The sequence below is a fragment of the Chitinophaga hostae genome (genome assembly GCF_018224885.1).
Lineage (GTDB): Bacteria > Bacteroidota > Bacteroidia > Chitinophagales > Chitinophagaceae > Chitinophaga > Chitinophaga hostae.
On the sequence record NZ_JAGTXB010000013.1, the window covers coordinates 47,776 to 67,937 of the forward strand.

At 46.5% G+C, this 20,162-nt stretch carries 12 protein-coding genes; 8 read left to right on the forward strand and 4 right to left on the reverse strand.

The genetic code is table 11. The features are described from left to right. Positions 1 to 39 precede the first annotated feature (39 nt). Positions 40 to 2,964 carry a sensor histidine kinase gene (locus tag KE626_RS23095; protein WP_211975368.1) on the forward strand — a complete coding sequence of 975 codons (2,925 nt, stop codon included), beginning with the start codon at positions 40 to 42 and terminating at the stop codon, positions 2,962 to 2,964. Here the strand turns inward: KE626_RS23095 and KE626_RS23100 are convergent. The 4 genes from KE626_RS23100 to KE626_RS23115 all read right to left on the reverse strand — a co-directional run bounded on the left by KE626_RS23100 (position 2,961) and on the right by KE626_RS23115 (position 6,820). Further along, the gene (locus tag KE626_RS23100; protein ID WP_211975369.1) at positions 2,961 to 3,620 is read right to left on the reverse strand and encodes a response regulator transcription factor; all 660 of its coding nucleotides are present in this window, start codon (positions 3,618 to 3,620) and stop codon (positions 2,961 to 2,963) included. The two genes, KE626_RS23095 and KE626_RS23100, sit on opposite strands and share 4 nt — an antisense overlap. Positions 3,621 to 3,764: 144 nt before the next feature. Further along, a complete protein-coding gene (locus tag KE626_RS23105) occupies positions 3,765 to 4,967 on the reverse strand; it encodes a hypothetical protein (protein WP_211975370.1) in 1,203 nt (400 codons plus the stop codon). Positions 4,968 to 4,977: 10 nt separating this feature from the next. Then, on the reverse strand, positions 4,978 to 5,280 hold the full coding sequence (locus tag KE626_RS23110) for a hypothetical protein (protein WP_211975371.1): 303 nt from the start codon (positions 5,278 to 5,280) through the stop codon (positions 4,978 to 4,980). Positions 5,281 to 5,329: 49 nt separating this feature from the next. Next, entirely contained in the window at positions 5,330 to 6,820 is a 1,491-nt protein-coding gene (locus tag KE626_RS23115; protein WP_211975372.1) for a hypothetical protein, read from the reverse strand. A gap of 218 nt (positions 6,821 to 7,038) precedes the next feature. Here KE626_RS23115 and KE626_RS23120 point away from each other — a divergent pair, with 218 nt between their 5' ends. From KE626_RS23120 to KE626_RS23150, 7 genes are all read left to right on the forward strand, one after another. Beyond that, on the forward strand, positions 7,039 to 7,605 hold the full coding sequence (locus tag KE626_RS23120; RefSeq protein ID WP_211975373.1) for an RNA polymerase sigma factor: 567 nt from the start codon (positions 7,039 to 7,041) through the stop codon (positions 7,603 to 7,605). A gap of 70 nt (positions 7,606 to 7,675) precedes the next feature. Beyond that, the gene (locus KE626_RS23125; RefSeq protein WP_211975374.1) at positions 7,676 to 8,842 is read left to right on the forward strand and encodes a FecR family protein; all 1,167 of its coding nucleotides are present in this window, start codon (positions 7,676 to 7,678) and stop codon (positions 8,840 to 8,842) included. Between the two features lie 185 nt (positions 8,843 to 9,027). Beyond that, on the forward strand, positions 9,028 to 12,579 hold the full coding sequence (locus KE626_RS23130; RefSeq protein WP_211975375.1) for a SusC/RagA family TonB-linked outer membrane protein: 3,552 nt from the start codon (positions 9,028 to 9,030) through the stop codon (positions 12,577 to 12,579). A gap of 10 nt (positions 12,580 to 12,589) precedes the next feature. After that, positions 12,590 to 14,119, forward strand: coding sequence for a RagB/SusD family nutrient uptake outer membrane protein (locus tag KE626_RS23135; RefSeq protein ID WP_211975376.1), 1,530 nt, complete (start codon positions 12,590 to 12,592; stop codon positions 14,117 to 14,119). Positions 14,120 to 14,131: 12 nt separating this feature from the next. Further along, on the forward strand, positions 14,132 to 15,658 hold the full coding sequence (locus KE626_RS23140; RefSeq protein ID WP_211975377.1) for a redoxin domain-containing protein: 1,527 nt from the start codon (positions 14,132 to 14,134) through the stop codon (positions 15,656 to 15,658). Between the two features lie 186 nt (positions 15,659 to 15,844). Next, entirely contained in the window at positions 15,845 to 16,594 is a 750-nt protein-coding gene (locus KE626_RS23145) for a hypothetical protein (RefSeq protein WP_211975378.1), read from the forward strand. 461 nt (positions 16,595 to 17,055) lie between these two features. Next, positions 17,056 to 20,145, forward strand: coding sequence for a SusC/RagA family TonB-linked outer membrane protein (locus KE626_RS23150; protein WP_211975379.1), 3,090 nt, complete (start codon positions 17,056 to 17,058; stop codon positions 20,143 to 20,145). The last annotated feature ends 17 nt before the right edge of the window (positions 20,146 to 20,162 follow it).

Below are 20,162 nucleotides of genomic sequence, written 5' to 3' on the forward strand. Positions count from 1 at the left end.
AAGATATGGTGTCAATCAAAAGAGATAGTTTCGCTGAATTTGTTTACACAGGATGACGGCCTGGCCTCATTAAATATAAGAAAAATTATCCACGATAAATTTGGTTTTCTCTGGATTGCCACGCAAGGTGGCCTTAGTCGTTTCGACGGCCATACCTTTACCAATTACCGGGCGTTTGACCGCAACCCATTGCATAGCATATTGAACAACGATGTGGCGGATATTTCGTTTTCGGAAGATGGCCGGAAGCTTTTTGCCGTAACGCCCTATGGCGGCGTTTCAATACTGGATGTACAAACCGGTAATGTGGTTAAACAATGTCCGCTGACCAGTCTTCCCGATGGTACCCCCATCACGGTTACAAAATGCATTGCCAACGGAGAAACACTTTTTATTGGTACAGATGAAGGATATTTCCTGAAGTATAGCTGGCCCCGGCAAAAAATTATGCAACAGGTATTTTTTAAAACCCCGGGGAAGCTGGCCTACATCATATCTAACTATATCTTATCTAAAAACCGCATCAGCATATTTTTGTCTACCGGCGAAACCTACCAGTATTCAACGGACCTGCAGCTTTTGGGTGTGAGAACATTAGACCCGCAGCCTGACCGGGTACAGGGCTTTGCGGTGAACCGGGTAATCTCATTGAGCGATAGCATTTATTTATTGGCTACCAATAACGGACTGCTTTGTTACAATATGGCCGCTAACATGCCGGCGGCCGCTCCTGCAGCTTATGTATCGATAGCCGCCTTTTTTAAAGGCACCCATTGCAGGGGGCTGTATCTTCATGAAAACAACCTGTGGGTGATCAGCAATAACCGTTTATGGAGATGTACGCTTAACAACCATCGGCTGACCGAGTATATTGCGGCCAAGGACCCTGAAATGCTGGCCTGGCTGAGTGAATCAAAGGGAGTGATGCAAACGGAAAGCACCCTGTATCTTATTTCCGGGAACGGGCTTGCCGTGATATCAGACATTGACGGCCCATTCACGGCGTATTATAAGTCTTCAGACGGCAAAGTGAAAATACCACTTTCCTATGCCATGTGTAGCGACCGGGATTCTGCGCTCATCATCGCTGCATCGGATGGCATTTACAGGGAATATCAACATGAACTATTTAAAATTTATTCCGGGCACGATGTGAATTTTGTTGCGCCGCTTACGCCTGATTTCCTGATGGCATCTGCATCCGGGAAAACTTTTCTGCTGGATCGCCGTTTCCGGGAAGTCAGCATTACAAGCGTTTTTCCTGAGTTATCACCGCTGGAGCACGATCTTATAATAAGCAGTGTAAATATTGGCGATAGCATCTTTTTGTTTGCCAGCGATAACGCCAACGGTATTTATTTCTGGTATCCAGGAAGAAAACGGCTGTTGACCGTGAACACCGCCAGCAGGCCTCTTTCTTTAAGATCCAATACCTTAAATACCTTGTATGCTACAAAGGATAAATCACGCGTTATTATACTGTGTGATAACCAGCTGTCGGTGTATGATATCAATGCCGGAAAAATTGTTCCCATTCCACTGGTAAACCCTGCCACCTCCCAGCCCCTCAATATTATGCTGGATATCTGCGAGGTGGGTAACTATTTCTGGGCTGCGGTGTATGGCACCGGTATCGTGCAACTGGATCGGCAATTCCGCATCGTAAAAATCTACGGACTAAAGGAAGGTTTGCCTACCTCTGAGCTCTACAAAATTATCCCGGTAGCTAACAAGTTGTTTGTATCTAGTAACCGGGGTATTTTGTTGTTTAATACGGATAACAAAAATGTGCGTTTGTTTACAAAAGAAGAGGGATTGCAGGCCGATGAATTTGAAGAGTATAGCGGTTTGGCGGCCAATGGTATGGTGATTTTTGGTGGTGTTAATGGTTTTACCAAGATAAAACCCGCCCTGGTCCGGGAAAATAAACAACTTCCTTTTTTTTATTTCACTCATGTTGCAGTTCAAACCAAGGATAAAAGCCGGCAGGCGGATTCAAGTGATCTGCTGATTGACCGGGTGGCGATCCCAAATAACTGGCTGCAGGCTACATTGTCTTTTAAAGGGATTAATTACCGCAATCCTTCAAAGTTATTTTATCAATATCGCATTAAAGAGAGAGATACCAGCTGGATAGACCTGGGCAGGCAGGACTTTATTACACTTATAGGAATGGGGCCGGGGACTTATCACCTGGAGGCAAGGGTGGCAAATGAAGATGGGTATTACAGCATGGTGAGGGGATTAATCATTACCATACAGCCGAAATGGTTCCAGACCTGGTGGTTTTACCTGGGCGTGTTATTGTTGCTGGGCGCGGTGATATACGGCCTTTATAAATGGCGTATCCGGCAGCTGCAGCAGCAACAGGAACGATTAAAAGAAATGCGGCAGGAGATTGCGGGCGACCTGCACGATGATATCGGCAGTGTATTAAATGCCATCAAATTATTTACTCACCTGGCAGAACATTCACCGGAGAAGCAAACATATTTTCAGCACATTAAAGCCTCTTTAAAACAGGCTTCGGAAGGTCTGCGGGATATGATCTGGGTACTGGATGATAATAATGACGGGGCGGATGAGCTGCTAAACCGGTTGCAGTTGCAATTGAACCCGATTATACAGGCGAGTGCAATTGAACTGGAGCTGAAAAGAAATTTTGAGCAACCGGTGATATTGGGTAAGAGGGAAAAGAGGAACCTTTTAATGATCACAAAAGAAGCGGTCAACAACAGTCTTAAATACGCCAACTGCAGTAAAATTACTATTGGGTTTGCAGTATTGGATGGCACCAGGACACTTTCCATACAGGATAACGGCCAAGGCTACTCGGAGCAAACGGTAGTGATGGGGCATGGCATAAAAAATATACGCTATCGTGCTAACCAGATCAGTTATGAGGTGCGGATTGAAACCGGACCGGGTAAAGGGGTTGTATTTACACTGGTTTCGCGGATTTAAATCTCGATCAGTTTATTTTTTATGGCGAATAGTACCAATCCAACCCTGGTGCTTATGTCCAGTTTTTTGAAAAGCGCATCCCTGTATCCATCTACCGTGCGCTCGCTGACAAACATTTCCTTTGCGATTTGCTGGTATGTTTTTTCGCTGCAGGCGAGTTTTAAAAACTGTATTTCCCGTTCGGTTAGTTTGGTAAAAATGGGCAGCGGATTTTTTTCGTCTACCAGGTGATTAATCGATTGCATCACCTTGCGGGTAACAAGGTCGTTATAATAATATCCCCTGCTCATGATTTCATCAAAGGCGATCTTTAATTCGGAGGGGTCTGCATCTTTGAGTATATATCCTTTTGCGCCGTGTTTGATCATTTTAATGATGGCTGCTTCCGATTCCAGTGTACTTAATGCCAGTACTTTGATATCGGGGAAATGCAGTCTCAGGTGTTCGGCCGTTTGGTAGCCATCCTTACCCGGCATGCTGATGTCCATCAGTACGATGTGGGGCAGGTGATCGGGATCGAGTTGTTTGATCAGATCGTCGCCATCTGATGCGGTGAACAATACCTGGTGATTGGGGAACAGGTTAATCACCACTTCCAGTCCTTTTCTGAGCATGGCGTGATCGTCGGCGATCGCTATATATCTTGTTTCTTGCATAAAAAATAAATTTGAATCAGGGGCGAGGCAACACTACAAGTTACAAAAATCAGTCGTTTTGGCGTTTGTTCATTTGAGGGTATCCGGAAAAGCAAATGCCTGAACCTATGCCCAGGCACCTGTTTTTGGGGCTAACACTTCCTGTTAGTTGCCAATATTGGCGGTAACGGCAAATATGCCCAGGAAGTTGCCGTTTTCGGGATCGTATTTTAGTGTGAGAGGCAACCACAGCGATTTGAAAACATTCACTCTTAACGTGGTGTTTAGCGTGAATACATGTTTTTCCGTGCCGGGAGCCACCGTGCCGAATTGCTGATCATATTGTGTAAAAAGTTTGAATTCCATTTTTGATTCTTTCTCTTCTGTTTGCATGAGTACTTTGTTTACACCCAGGCTGGCAGACAAAAATTTGTTATTGTAATTGCTGGTCTTTGACACCGAGTCGGGGCCAACTTTGAAAGAAGCATTGGCTTCCAGTTCCCAGGGTTTACGTTCGGGGTTGCCGGTGAGTCCTACGGTAAAATAGGTGGCAGCGTAGTATTCGGCTTGTTTACTTACGCGATCGTATGATACAGAAGGGCTGAATGTCCAGAGCGGTTTGTTGCGGTATTGGGCTGCGATGTCAGAATAAACGGTTTGGAAGGCATCTTCACCTGCTTTAATACGTGCGGTGTATTGGGCGATTTCTTCATCACTCATGGTAAAGAGCGCATTCCGTTCAGCAGCTACTCCCGCTATAAAATCGGGGTCATTCAACGCTTCTTTTACATAGGGGTGTAACTTGCTGTAGTCGTCCTGGGCATCCGCCTTGTTGATCGAATTTGTAATTTCCGTGTTAGTAGCAAAATTATTCATGGCTTCCGGGTGCCGGTGTGAAATAATATTATGCACACTTTTCTTAAACGCACTCATAAAGAAGCTTAACTGCCGCAGGCGCTGAGTATTGGCCATGTCCATCCGTGATAGGGTAACGTCCTTTTTATTAAGCAGGGTAATACTTAATCCACCGCTGTATTTAACGATATTGTTACTGCTGTCGCCGGTAATGGTAAAATTCAGTGATGTCCATCTCAGCCTTCTTTCTGCTTCATAGCTCCTGGCGGGCATGCCGTTATGACGGAAGATAGAGTCGAGGCCATAAAAGGAAGAATTCAAAGTAAAGCTATGCCCGCTGCCCAACAGGTTATCGAGACTTGCCCGGAAAAAGCTGGTTAATATATCTTTTGAGTTTGCGGTTCGCTGCTTGTTTACTTCCTTATTGATGGATTTCATACTGAAATCGCTTTGACTAAAGCCGATGGTAGCGAAAAGCAACAGGGCTATGGAGGCAATAAAAAACTTTTTCATAAGAATCGTTTTAAACGTTTGTTTGGATAACATAACCAGGAGTAAAGCTGGTGTTGGTGAATGAGGCGGTTTGCGGATTGGTATTCTGAAATTCGCCGCTGATTTTTATGTCAAAATCGCCTGGTGTAAACCCGGAGAAGTCAATGTTGTAAATGGTATCGGGTTCAAGATCTTTTAGTGTTTCCTTAAACGAACCGGTGTATGATTTTTTAAAATCATAAGGGTTAGGGAGTGCGTTGGAGCGGAATACATCGAGTACAACAAAGTCATTTGGGGTACCGCTGAATTTTCCTTCAATAGTTATCTTTTTCATAGTAAAGTGTTTAGTGCCTACTCTTAGTCCCGTTTTCGGCATACCGGGGTTATTTGAATAATGTATCGAGGAGTGACTGAACAATGCTCACCAGCAGCGGAGAGGAGGCCACGAGCAGGCCACTGAAATGCCCGAGCGGGTTCTTTAAGGCTTCAAACCACTTCGTGGGTGTTTGTTCAATACCCTGGAGATTTACTTCACTGAAGCGCATTTTTGCAGGTACGTATACCAACAGCATAATAATGGTATAGAGTCCGCCATACAGGTAGATGAAATCTGCCCGTGCAGGACTGTAGCCCCAGTCGCTGGCCAGCATTTTTACAAAGTCAAGTGAGTTCACGGTACTGAAAAGTGCGCCTGTGCAGAGTATCTGGAGTGATAACAGGCCGGCTGATAACAGGAAATAAGTTTGGAAAATGGCGGAGAGTTTTTTGAATAGCTCCGTTTGTTTTGTTTGCTCCTCCTGGGCCTGCAGCAATTCTTCCTGGCTGCTGCGCAAAGTATCCGCGTCTGCCTGGTCCACGGTGAGCTGCTTTTGTGCGGTTGCTTTACGGGCGGAGATCAGTGGTGTGGAGAAATAACTCAGCATGGAAGCGGTGTAAACGAATCCACCCAGGCAGCAGGCGCCGGTGATACAGCCAATGATTGTTATCCATGATGTGGTTTGTGTTATGTGTCTGTAGAAATAGAGGGGTTTGATGATATCGTCATCGTAAAAGGTGAGTCTCCAGATGACCAATGAAATCAATATGGATACCAATGCCGCGAGGCAAAGCAGAAAATAGTTTTTGTTGTTAAATTTCGGCACACCCTGGTCTTTGAACAATTTGTTGACCCGGTTGGCTGAATGCAGCGCGGTAGAAAATGCCAGGAAGCAGAAGCTGCAAAAGACAAGTACAAGTAGCATCCAGGTGCCCGCCTGCGGATATTTTGTAATAAATGCCACGTCGGATCTTGCTTTGCGGATACTGAACTGTGTACATCCCTGAAGTTTCAACGGAAGTGTTTTGTCTTTGAGTGTATAATCAACAAGGGGACTTACCCAGGTATAGCCATCTTTTGTAAATAATGTATCCCAGTATCTAATGGAGTCCGGTGTGACCTGGAAGTGCAGAACCTTGTTAACTGCATCGAATCCCAGGGAGTCTACCTCTGGCAGATCTTCATAGTAATCTTTATAAACATATAATTTCTCCAGGGTACTGGTATCCAGTTTTTGCTGTGCAATCAACGGGTCTGCGGACTGCTGTGTTTTCGCATCTCTTTTTTTGTCTGTCAGCGAATCCACTATTTTACGTTGTTTGCCTATTTTAGTTTCGTAGGCGCTGGTTGTGTCTTTTACACAGGACCAGGCCAACTGGCTGGGAGTATAAACGACTTCATGAAACACCGAAGCCGGTTTTCCATCAAACTGGAAGCTACCATAGAAAAGAAGGATGCAGCCTGCAAAGAATCCGGCCAAACCGGTCAGGGACAGATAGCCTACACGATAGTCGGGAGTAGGGGTTGAGGATGGAGGTTGGGGAATTTGTTCTGACATAAAAAACTATTTATGACTCAAATTTCCCGCTTATGGCGCCGGGATACAATCGGGAAAAGACGGAAAAAGGGGAGGGGGATTTCACGGGGGTACCTGCAAACGAGGTCCCCGGGATGAGCAGGAGGAGGTGTCCTGCCAGGGACAGTTTTAAAAATTCTTTTAAGCATCTGAATGAAAACAGATTATCTTTAGGGTACCAACCATTGCATCTATTTTTTATGTCCCAGTATGATATACATACAGATGAGCAACTCATAGCGCTGCTTAAGTGCGGTGATGAAGCGGCTTTTACTGAAATTTATGATCGCTACTGGAACCAGCTTTACAGATCCGCCTGTCGTAAGAAAGCGGATAAGGAGCAGGCCAAGGAAATAGTGCACGATGTATTCCTGGATATCTGGAAGCGCCGGGAATCGCTAACGATCGGTCATCTGTCTGCCTACCTGGAGCAGGCTGTCCGTTTCAGGCTTATCAATTACATCAACCGGAATAAGATCCCTGCTTTTTTTGATTTATTTGAAACGCTGCTCTTTTCCCCTTATGAGGCCGACCAGGTATTGAAGCAAAAGGATTTTATAAAGCTGCTGGAAGGTTGGATAGATGTATTGCCGGATACCCAGCGCCGGATCTTTATACAATATTTCCTGAAAGAGCTGTCTGTAAAGGAAATAGCTGTTGAAATGAACCTCTCGCCAAAAACCATACAGAATAATTTAAGTCTTTCCCTCCGCCATCTGCGTACCCGGTTTGGTACGTTGCTAACCATTTTACACTTTTTTATCTGACAGCGGAAAAAAAGTTATTTTTTTCCGGGAAGCTGCGTTCTTTTTTGTGACTATACTAAAAAGGCGTTTTATGCAGCTTTCTGACTGGCACCAGAAATATTTGCTATCCATACTCAAAAAATACGAGGCAGGGCAGGCGAGCCCGGCTGAAGTGCGTTTTGTTGAAAGTTATATGGATAGCCTGGATGACCTGGATAACGGGTCAGACAATACGGAGGACGGCAGCGGGCTGCAGGAAGAGATCAGGGCGGAGCTGTTGAAAAGCATTCGCCGGCCTGCTGGCGGCTGGGGAGAAATGCCTCTCGCAAAAGCGAAGCAAACGCCCTTCCGGCGCAGGATGCAGGTGTGGGCCGCCGCAGCAGCTATCGCTTTGCTGGTAGCAGGTGGCGGTATGTATTGGTGGCTGCAACATGCCACGAAAACGGTTCACCCGGAACTGGCGGCCAGGAAGGATATTGCGCCCGGAAGCAACGGCGCTGTGCTGCATCTTTCTGATGGCAGTACACTGGTGCTGGACAGTGCGGGTAATGGTACCGTGGCCGTACAGGGCCAGGTGAGGGTGGTAAAGGAGAATGGAATGATTAAATATGAGGGACGGGCCAGCGAGGAAGTATATAACGAAGTGACCACCGATAAGGGCCGGCAATGGAGAATGGTGTTACCGGATGGAACCGGGGTATGGTTGAATGCAGCCAGCTCTATCCGCTATCCGCTGAGTTTTAATGGCAAAGAACGAATCGTGGATATTAAGGGGGAAGTATATTTTGAGGTGGTGCATAACGAAAAGCAACCTTTTAGAGTGCGGGTAGGTAAACATGTGATAGAGGATATTGGTACGGCGTTTAACGTCAATGCCTATGCCGACGAGCCGGTCATGAAAACGACGCTTATAGAGGGGCTGATACGGATCAATGGAACATTGATGAAGCCCGGGGAACAGGCGGAGGCAAGCACAGGGCAGGAGCAGGTAACCGTGAGTAAAGTAGAGAACCCGGCCGATGCCATGGCCTGGATAAATGGCCAGCTTTCCCTGGAAAGTAACAACCTGCCGGCGCTTCTGAGAAAAATAGCACGATGGTATAATATCGAGATAAAAATTGAGGGAACGTTACCGGAAACCGGCTTTGTAGGCATGATAGACCGGAACGTAAATTTATCTGACGTAATAAAAGCACTAACTATTTATGGCGTTAACGCGCGCCTGGAGAACCGGACACTAATCGTTTCCGCTAAGTAAAAATTTATTCATCAACCAAAAATTATCTCATATGACAACAGGATAGTTGTTAGGCTACCGGTATGCCTGTAAAAGAAGGCCGGAAGTGATTACGACTCACCCCCGGCTGTATATTCAGGGTACCTTATCAACCAAATCTGCTTAAAGGACCTCGTTTTAAAGTACCACCCGAACAAACCAAATTTATGAAACTTATTGTTAATGGGAATGCCCCTGTGGGCAGGGGAGAATTATTGTCCCTTTTAATCTGGAAGATCATGCGGCTGACTATATTATTACTCATCATCGCACTGCATCTGAGCGCTAAAACCTACTCTCAGTATATTACTATCAAGCGGGAAAGCCTGACTATAAAACATGTGCTCGGCGAAATAAAAAGGCAGACCGGTTACTCCTTTATTGCGGATAATACGTTACTGGAGAATAATACGGAGCGGTATCTGCAGCTGAAGAACGTGACTATGAGAGAAGCACTGGATGCCTGTTTAAAGGGATTATCCTATACTTATAGTATAGAAGATCACCTTATTATTATCAGGCGTGTGCCCAACGGGATTTTTCCGTCCATTCCGCTGCAGATGCTGGTGGCCAGCACTATTCGCGGCCGTATTACTGATGACAACGGGAAGGCGTTGGCTGGTGTCAGCGTACGTGTGGAAGGGAAAGCCATGGGGGCTATTACTAACGAGAACGGGGAGTTTACGCTGACAGGCGTGGCAGAAAATGCTACCCTGATCATTGGCAGCGTAGGGTATGAAACGCAAAAGCTGAAAACTGCCGGCAAAAGTTATCTCACCATTGTATTAAAAACAAAAACCAACCTGCTGGATGCGGTAGCCGTAGTATCTACCGGCTACCAAACCATATCAAAGGAACGCGCCACCGGTTCCTTTGATGTGATCAGCAAATCGCAACTCGACAAACCAGCGGTTAATATTGCCCAGCGGCTCATCGGTACCACCGCCGGTATGCAAGCCAAACTGGACGTTGATGGAAATCCCACCTTTGAGATCAGGGGAAAAACCAGCTTATATGCCAATGCTACGCCGTTGGTGGTGGTAGACGGTTTCCCTATCCAGGGCGATTTTAACTCTATCAACCCGAATGATGTAGAAAGCGTGACCATCCTGAAGGATGCGGCAGCGGCATCTATCTGGGGCGCCAGATCCGCCAATGGCGTGATTGTTATTACCACAAAAAAATCGGCCCACGGCGTTCCGTTACGGGTGGAATTCTCCGCGTTTAGTCGCATCGGTAGTAAATTTGACCTGGGATATGTAAACCCATTGGCATCGTCTGCTGAAACAGTGGAATATGAAAAGCTTGCGTTTAACAAATGGGGTGGCATCGTGAACTCCGGTGATCTCATGTCCGACTATGGCGACCAATGGTCACAGGCCAGCGTGGCGCTGAGCGAAAACTATCTCGGCTACCTGTCTGCCGCCGACCGCGACGCCGTATTGGAAAAACTGAAGACGCAGGATAACCGTTCGCAGATATCGAAAAACCTGCTGGCTAACCCGCTGGATCAGCAATATAATCTTACCCTTTATGGTGGCTCTCAGCGTATGAGTAATGTATTGTCCCTGTTGTTCGGAAAAAGGCAATCGAACTTCAAAGGAACAAATGTGAACAATTACATGTTTAATTACCGCGCCAATGCCAACATATTTAAATGGCTGGACTTTAATGTCAACGCCATGTTGCAGTATAACGATGCGCATAACAATGGTGTAACGCTGGACGATATCCAGGGATTATCGCCTTATGATATGCTGAAGAATCCTGATGGTTCTTTGACTAATATCAGCCAGTATTACTGGCCAATACTGAACCGGTTTGTACCCATGAATAAATTTCCCTACCCCGACTGGACCTACAATCCAATCCAGGAAGTGGCTAACCGGGATATTACCGCCAAACAGTTAAACGCCAGGATGCAGGCTGGGCTCACATTCCGGTTGATGAAGGGGTTATCGTTCGACAGTAAAATTCAGTATGAATTGTTTAACACCTTTAACCGTGGGTTATACAACGATCAGACCTTTTACGTAAGAGACAGGGTGAATACTGCCGCCAGCTGGAACCAGTCCACCGGCGCCATTACCCTGAACCTGCCCAAAGGCAGCATACTCACGCAGAGCAGAAGCAAGGCTGAATCCTATAATTTCCGTAACCAGGTTAACTTCAACCGCAGGTTTGGAAAAGAACATGAAGTAAATGTGATCGCCGGGTCGGAAGTTAACAGTTTCGTTACCCAAAACTTTGGCAATCCAACTACCTACGGTTACAATGATCAAACCCTTACATTGGGTACATTTCCGAACGGGCCGGGAGGCACTTTTTCACCCATTAAAAACTGGCTGGGCTATAATCAGACCTTCTCCTACACGAATACATTCTCTTACGCAACAGAAAGATATTTTTCTTTCTATGTCAACGGCGCCTATACATTCAGGAATAAATACACAGTGTCCGGCAGCTACCGCACAGATGCGTCTAACCTGATCACCGACGATCCGCAGTATCGCTATGCACCTTTCTGGTCGGCAGGCCTGGCCTGGCAGCTACAAAAGGAACGCTTTATGTCGGCTATTTCCTGGATCGATTGGTTGAATGTGCGGCTCACTTATGGATTTAATGGTAACGTGGATAAGTCTACCGCCTTCCGCCCGTTGATTGCCACCACGGCCACGCCGGATGTTTATACGCAGGACTTTAAGGCTTCCATTTCCAGCTATGGCAACCCTACGCTCCGTTGGGAAAAAACAGGTACCTGGAACTTCGGTCTCGACTACACGCTTTTCAATGACAGGCTGCATGGTAAGGTAGATGTTTACAATAAAAAAGGCAGGGATCTTATTGCTGAATTATCCATTCCGGCGGTAAACGGCACTACCTCCCAGAGGTTAAACAATGCCGAAATGAGCAACCGTGGGATAGAAGTTACCATAGGTACCAGTCTCCCTATCAAAGGGAATGACATCATGTGGAGAGGGGATCTGAATTTTTCCTATAATAAAAACAGGATCACCAAACTGTTTGTAGCTAACTATCCTGCCTATACGCTGTTTTCCGGTGGCAGCGGCGCCTATGTGGAAGGAAAAGATGCGAGTACACTCTGGAGCTTCCAGTATGCAGGCGTATACGACAAACAACCTTATGTAAAAGGCGCGGGGAAGGACATGTATAACTTTACCGGCTGGACTCCCGGCGATGGCAGGGACTATATGCTGGATATGGGCACACAGGTAGCGCCTTACACGCTGGGCATGGTGAACTCCTTTAAACTGTACGATTTTGATGTATCGTTTATCATTACCGGAAAATTTGGTCATGTGTTTAATCGTATGTCGTTCAACTATCCCGTACTCTGGGGATCAAGGGTGTTGCCTAACAAGAAGCTGGGCGAAGTAATGAACGGCGACCCTATGAAGATTGTACCGTTGCCACAGAATGATGATGAACCTAAATTTTATTTCTGGGATCGTTTTTATCCGTACATGAGCTACCTGGCTGCCAACGCATCGCATATCCGCATGCAGGAACTGAACATTACTTACCGTCTGAAAAAAAGACTGACATCTGCGATGCACATTGGCGGACTGCAGTTCTATGCACAGGGTAACGATCTTTTTACCATCCTGGCCAATAGTTACGGAGAAGATCCGGAGTATCCGCTGGGAGGTATGAAGCCTCAGCCCAAATTTACATTCGGACTTAAATTAACGCTTTAAATCTGCCATCATGCTGATCAATAAAATATACCGCTTGTTGCCGGGTATGGCGCTGCTGACTTTACTCAGTTCCTGTGATAAATACCTGAATGAACAACCATCCAAAACTTCATCGCTCGTTGTAACTACCACCGCGCAATTGGATGCGTTGTTGAATAATTATGGCACCTTTTACCGGGAAGGTAACAGAACCGCCATTTATAGTACTGATGATGCAGATCTTCCACTGGCGTTGTATAATGCCCGCCCTTCCACATTTTCCATGGCGCAGGTGGAATTTACGCTCTGGGATATTAACAATCTCCCGGATGACGGCCGTGAATCGTTCTGGAGTAACGAATATAAAAAGATCTTTAACGCCAATATGGCCCTTTCCTATGTGGATAAAGTGACCGGCACCGAAGAAGAAAAAGCAGTGATAAAGGCAGATGCACATTTCATCAGGGCTTACAGCTATTGGGTACTTGCCAACACCTACTGTTTGCCTTATACAAATGCCAATAAGCAGGAAGCCGGTTTGCCCATCAAGCTGGGCACCGGTTTTGAAGAACCGGTAGCACGCCAGCCACTGGAAAAAGTGTATGACCTGATCGGGTCGGACCTGGCAGAAGCGTTAAAAACACCTGTATCACTGGCTGCTGGCGGAACACCCCGTCATTGGCGCGCCAGCAAAGCAGGCGTAAACGGCTTTGCAGCACGCTATTATTTAAACCGGAATAACTATGCAGAAGCACTGAAACATGCCAATGCAGCATTAGCGGAATACAGCCGGCTGGTGGATTATAATACGGAAATGAAGTATGGAAATGATGGGAACATAACGATTAATGCCGGTACGCCGAATGCACAAACGGTGACCATTAAATATCCGTATACCCATAACAACCAGGTGGATATGACAGACATGATAGGCTGGAAGGAGTTCCTGTATTTCAGGATGCTGAACCATGAATCGTGGTGGTATATACCCAGCAAGGCATTACTGGATTTGTACGACCATGATCATGACCTGCGTTATGAATATCATATCGTTGAAAATTATTCTTACGACCGTGGTTTGATCAAACCGGCGTACAGTTACCCCGGGTACGTTTTCTTTTTTAAAGACAGGATACCTTCGGGTCCTACCGTTGCCGAGATGTTGCTGATCAGGGCAGAATGCCAGGCGAGGAGCGGTAATATCGGCGATGCAATGACAGCCTTAAATACCCTGCGTGCAAAACGTATGAAGCCGGGGCCCTGGGTTGATGTTTCGGCGGCAGGAAAAGATGCTGCCATAAAACTGGTCCTGGAAGAACGCCGTCGTGAAATGCCTTTTACGCAACGTTGGTTTGATATCAGGCGACTGAATAACAACGAGGATCCAAATGATGATGTAGTACTCAGCAGAACATTTTATCCGTATAACAGCGCACAGGTAGCAGTGGGAGAACCCACCAGAACGTATACGCTGCCTAAAAACGGAAGACGTTTTGCCGCACCGCTTCCCCGCACAGAAATTATATCCAGTAACGGTTTAATTGAACAGAACAAATATTAAAAACCCATCCATATGACTTGTAAAAAAATTATCAATACCGGCGTAGCTATGCTGCTGGCAGGGCTGCCGGTTATACCCGCCCTGGCACAGGAAAGGAAAGCAAGTATCAGCGAGTTAAAAGCGGTGATAGCAAAGTACCCGGATAGCCTGGGAGCGCATCAGCAGTTTATTGAAGCATTCCGTAAAAGTATTCCCAATGCATCTTTCCGCAATGGAGATTCTGTTGTATCGTTATTGAAAGGACAGTATGCGCAGTGGGCAAAACAATTCCCTAAATCGGCCACAGTGCCGTATGCATTGGGAGCCGCCTTTGCTGATGTAGAAAGTCCGAAAGCAAAGCCCTACCTGTTAAAGGCCGTAGCATTGAATCCTCAGCTGGCCCCGGCCTGGATGGACCTTGCTATTGATGCCGACCGTTGGGGAAACCAGGACGGAGCAAGAGAATATATGGGTAAGGCATCGGCCGCTGATCCTTCAGATCCGGGGTATGCTTTTTATTATGCCATGGATTTTGAGCATGTTGACGGGAAAAAGTGGCGGACCATGTTGTATGACCTGGCCAAAAAATTTCCGCAAAGTGAACGCGGGGCACAGGGTTTATACTGGCTGGGCGCCAGGAGCAGGGATACTGCAGAAAAAATAATGGTGTATGAGCAGATGCGTGCCGCTTATCCGCCGGCAAAGTTCAGCTGGTCGTCGGGTGGCATGGAGGATCTGTTCAGCATCTACCTGAAAACCAATCCCGCAAAAGCGGCAGAACTGGCGGCTGCCCTGAAAGGCCAGGAAGGCTGGGGGGCAAAGGATACCCTGGCCGGGAAGATTGTAACGATAAACGGCCTGTTGCAGCAACAGCAATTCAGGGAGGCTGCCGGGATGCTGGCAGGCGTGAAGCTGCCCCGCTACACAAGGCTGACCACCTTTATCGCCCAGCTGAAAGCCCAGGCTGCGCACGGCATGGGAAATACAACGGACGCGTATAACGGACTGGCCACTATTTATGCCAAGGAACCAACAGATGATTTATGGAAAGGACTTGAAGTGTATGGAAAAGCCCAGGGCAAAGATCAGCAGCAGATAGAAAATGATATATGGCAGATAAGACAGCAAACCATTAAACCTGCGCCGCCTTTTAACCTCGGATTGTATACTTCCTCCGGAACTGCTTCCCTGGCGGATTATAAGGGGAAAGTAGTGTTGCTGACCTTCTGGTTTCCGGGTTGTGGTCCCTGCCGCGGAGAATTCCCGCATTTTCAAAATGTGATGGACAAGTTTAAAGGACAGGATGTGGCCTATGTAGGCATTAACGTTTCGCCGGACCAGGATGAATATGTGGTGCCGTTTATGAAAGGAACAGGTTATTCTTTTACCCCGCTGCGCGCTGATGATGATTGGGCAGCGAAGGTATATAAAGTACGCGGAGAGCCTACCAATTTCCTCATTGATCAAAACGGTCAGATGGTGTTTACAGACTTCCGGATAGACGGTAGTAATGAGCGGACGCTGGAACTGATGATTGGCTCGGTGTTGAAAAGAAAATAGTTTCCTTCAGCCCCATTTATATTTTAGGAGGCCACTGATTTTCAGTGGCCTCTTTTGTTGCCCTAACCAGTTACATCCTCTAATGCGCCAGATAATAAATAAAACCCGCGAATCGCTGGTTAGCACTCCCGGCGCTGTAGTTAAAGCATATATTTCGGGTATTGTTTAGCCTTAAATTCTCACCATATGTCTTTCACCCAAAAAAAAAACTACATAAGATTAGTATCCATTTGCATGTTGATGACCAGCATCATCTTTGTTGGTTGTAAGAAAGAAGGTGCCCAGGGACCGGAAGATAAGTACAGTGCCCTTTTTAAAGACAGAACCTGGAGTGGTGAATTTAAATATGCCAACAAGTTCATAACGGAGCCGTTTAATATGACCTTTAAAGGAGACGGTACTTTGATTTGGAGAGAGTACTCCAATACCTACGGTGGCAAGTATACCATTGATAAAAATGCCGGTATTATTACGTTTGGCCTTAATCCATCCGCCTCGCAGGTGTCAGCAAAAATTGCCTTAGAAGGAAAACTGACAGATTTTACCTTTAACCAAAGCGAATGGAGAATTATCCATAGCGAAATCAATAACGCCGAAACAGAGCGACAAATAGAAAATACGGCCTGGGAAGGAATTACCTATGATGAAGATGGGAACGGCAGAGGCGCACATTTCAACTTTCTGACAAACGGGCAGGTACATATTCCGGCAGGTGGCCTCGGGGTTAATTTTGAATCCACTTATTATTATTCACGTTCATCAGGAACACTGCGATTTCAACATGACAAGACTAGTGGCTCCATCAGGGTAGCGGGTACGTTATTTTTTGTATTTATGGCAGATAGCAGTCTGAAAGGATACGAAGTAAGGCAGCTGTGGGTCAACGGATCACTGAACGGAAGGTATCTCCACAATTTTACTGTTTTCAAACAATAGTGTTGATAACGTAACCATATCCCGGCCACCTCAATACTTTGCCCATGTTACATTATCGCGTGGGAGACAAAGACCGCGTCATGCGCTTTTAGCACCATTCTGTCAAACGAAAAGAATAAATCCCAAGTGCCGGAAGATACCGGTAACAGTCCTTGCGTACCTGCTTTCTTGTTCCCTCTGCGCGCAAAGCGTGCTCCGGCATACCTGATTTTCACCATACTACCAATCAAGCTAAGGCAAGATGCCCAACTACAGCACTATCCCCGTTGCTGCTGCTAAAGCTGTGTCAATTTATTTTTTGGAAGTTTCAAACCCTGAAATTATATTTGTAGGATAGTATAGTATAGAATAGAACAGAATAGTATAGTTAGATAAAAAGCGCGTTATGAATTTGGGTTACCATATTTCCACGATTCATTTTTTCCACCATTCGAATCCATTTACGTTTTAAATTAAAGAAAATGATTGCCAGACATTTGGTGAAATGCGTAATGGCATTTCTCTCCGCGTTTTGTTTGTGTGTAGCAGGTTATGCACAGCAAAAACCATTCAAAGGTAAAGTCATCAGTTCCACCGACAAATCGCCACTACCCTTTATATCTGTCGTAGTAAAAGGCACCACTACCGGCGCCAAAACAGATACCGAGGGCCAGTTTGTGCTCAGCGCCACCGGCGGGAAAAACACGGTAATAGTGTCCGGCATCGGTTTCCAGCAGCAGGAAGTAGTGCTGACAGATGATATGAATATCATCTCCCTGGTACCTGCTATTGAAAACCTGGGCGACGTGGTAGTAGTGGGATACGGTACGGCGAAGAAGGCTACCTTAACCGGTTCCGTGGCGGCAGTAAAAAGCGCGGAGATACTGAGAAGTCCGCAACCCAATATCTCCAACTCATTGGTAGGCCGTATGCCGGGGCTTATTGCACCCAATACCAGCGGTGAACCAGGGTATGATGATGCCCGCCTCCTGATACGGGGCATTGCCACTACGGGTAATTCCGCCCCCCTGATTGTTATTGACGGCGTACCCAATGCGCTCGGTGGATTTTCACGCCTAAATGCCAGCGATATAGAAAGTGTCAGCGTTCTGAAAGATGCGTCTGCAGCCATTTATGGCTCCCAGGCAGCTAACGGCGTTATACTGATCACTACCAAAAAAGGCGATGCAGGTAAAACAAACTTTAACTTCTCCCTGAACCAGGGTTTTATTAAACCTACCCGCTTACCGGAATTTGTAGATGCCGCCACCTATGCCGCCATCGTGAATGAAATCGGTTATTATAATAATCCTTCGCAGGGCACGCATCAACGTTATTCCGATGCAGAGATTGAATTATTCAGGAACGGAAAAGATCCCGTGTCCTATCCGAATACCGACTGGGAAAAGGAGCTGATGAAGCCACTATCGTCTCAAACCTCCGCCAACCTGTCCTTCTCGGGCGGCAGTAATAAATTATTGTATTATATCTCCGGCGGCTTCCTGAACCAGGACGGCCTGTATCGTAACAGCCCGCTGAACTATAAACAATATAATATCCGCGGTAACTTCGATATCAACTTCTCCTCCAAATTCAAGGCTACCGTACAGTTATCCGGTCGCCAGGAGGAAAAGACCGCCCTGGCTGGTTTTGGCGCCTCTAATGTATTTGAATTCCTTTACCGCACCTACCCAACACTGCCTGCTTACTATCCAAACGGATTGATGGGTGCCGGTGTGGAAATGGGTAAAAATCCACTGGCAATGGCGCAGTTATCCGGCGCGGATAAAAGACCCATCACCACGGGAAGCGTGATCGGTAAAGCCAGTTATGAATTCTTTAAAGGATTGTCTGTAGATGGGATGGTATCTATAGACAAGCGTTTTGAATTTGATAAACAGCTCGCGAAAAACTGGATCGTATACCAGTACGATAAAGGCGGGCAAACTTACAACCCGGTTAAAGGCGGTCCTAATAATCCTTCTTTATCAGAGAGCCAGATCAACTACACCCTGCTGAACTCTTTCCTGCGTTTGAGCTACGATAAACATTTTGGTAAACACCAGCTCAGCGCTTTCGCAGCGGTGCAACAGTCTAAAACAACCTACGAAACCTTTGGCGCGGCCCGTCAGAACTACATCACCACCCTGTTGCCGGAGCTGAGCCAGGGCGGTGCGTTGCCAACAGATGCCAGCAACTACGGCAGCAGTTATGTGATCAGCCGCAGAAGTTACTTTGGCCGTATCAGCTATAACTATGCAGAAAAATATTTGCTGGACGTACAGCTGCGTGAAGATGGATCTTCCATTTTTGCACCGGGAAAACAATATGGATTTTTCCCCAGCGCCATGGCTGCCTGGCGTGTTTCGGAAGAATCCTGGTTTAATAAAAACAGTGTTAATAGCCTAAAGATCCGCGCTTCCTACGGCCTGCTGGGTAATGAAAATATTGCCCCGGATCAGGGACCGGGTTATCAATACCTGCAAAACCTCAACCTGCAAACGAATGTGTTGAGTACGGTAACCAACGCCGGTCAGCCTTATGGCGCCAATATTCCGACCATTGTATATGCCAAACTGGCCAATCCCAACATCACCTGGGAAACCGCTAAAAAAGCCAATATCGGGATAGACGCATCGCTGTTTGATCATTTCAATGTAACGTTGGATGTATTCAGTGAAACCCGTGATAATATCCTGGCGCCGAGAAATTTAAGTATACCCGGTGTGAGCGGTATCAGCAGCAACCAGATCCCGGACGAAAATATCGGTAAGGTAACCAACAAAGGCTTTGAGGCATCGGTGATGTATGAAACCCGCTTCAACGAGGTGAAATTCAATATTGGCGGTAACTTCAGCTTCATCAAAAATAAAGTAATATTCCTGGATGAAGCTCCGTCTACGCTTTCTTACCAGAAAGTAGAAGGGCATCCGATCAATGCCGGTTTATACTACCGCAGCATCGGTATTTTCAGGGACCAGGCGCAGGTAGATGCCTTGCCCCATGCGCCGGGCACGCAACCGGGAGATCTGATCCTGGAAGATGTGGACGGCGATAAACAGATCACCGCAGCAGACCGTGTGAGGGTAGACCAGAACAACATCCCGCAAATCGTATATGGTATTACGTTAGGTGCATCCTGGAAAAGTTTTGACGTAAATATTTTGTTGCAGGGACAGGGGAATTCTGCACAGTACCTGCTCTGGGAATCCGGCGAATTTGGTTCCTTCCTGAAAGAATGGGCCGATAACCGCTGGTCTCCCCAAAATCCGGATGCTTCCTGGCCACGCCCGGTATCCCGTCCCAACTCCAGTAACCTGGGCGCCTATCCCAGCACCTTCTGGAACTGGAACACTTCCTTCCTTCGTCTTAAAAACGTAGAGATTGGCTATAACCTGCCAGCCTCCCTGTTATCCAAAGCATCTATTAAAGCAGCCCGTTTTTATGTGAATGGCTTTAACCTGCTCACCTTTACCCGTGTAAAACAAATAGATCCGGAAGGCACTGATGGCAGCGGATATTTTTATCCGCAGCAGAAAGTGTTCAACGTTGGCGTGAACGTGAATTTTTAAGGAGCGGAAACAAATCA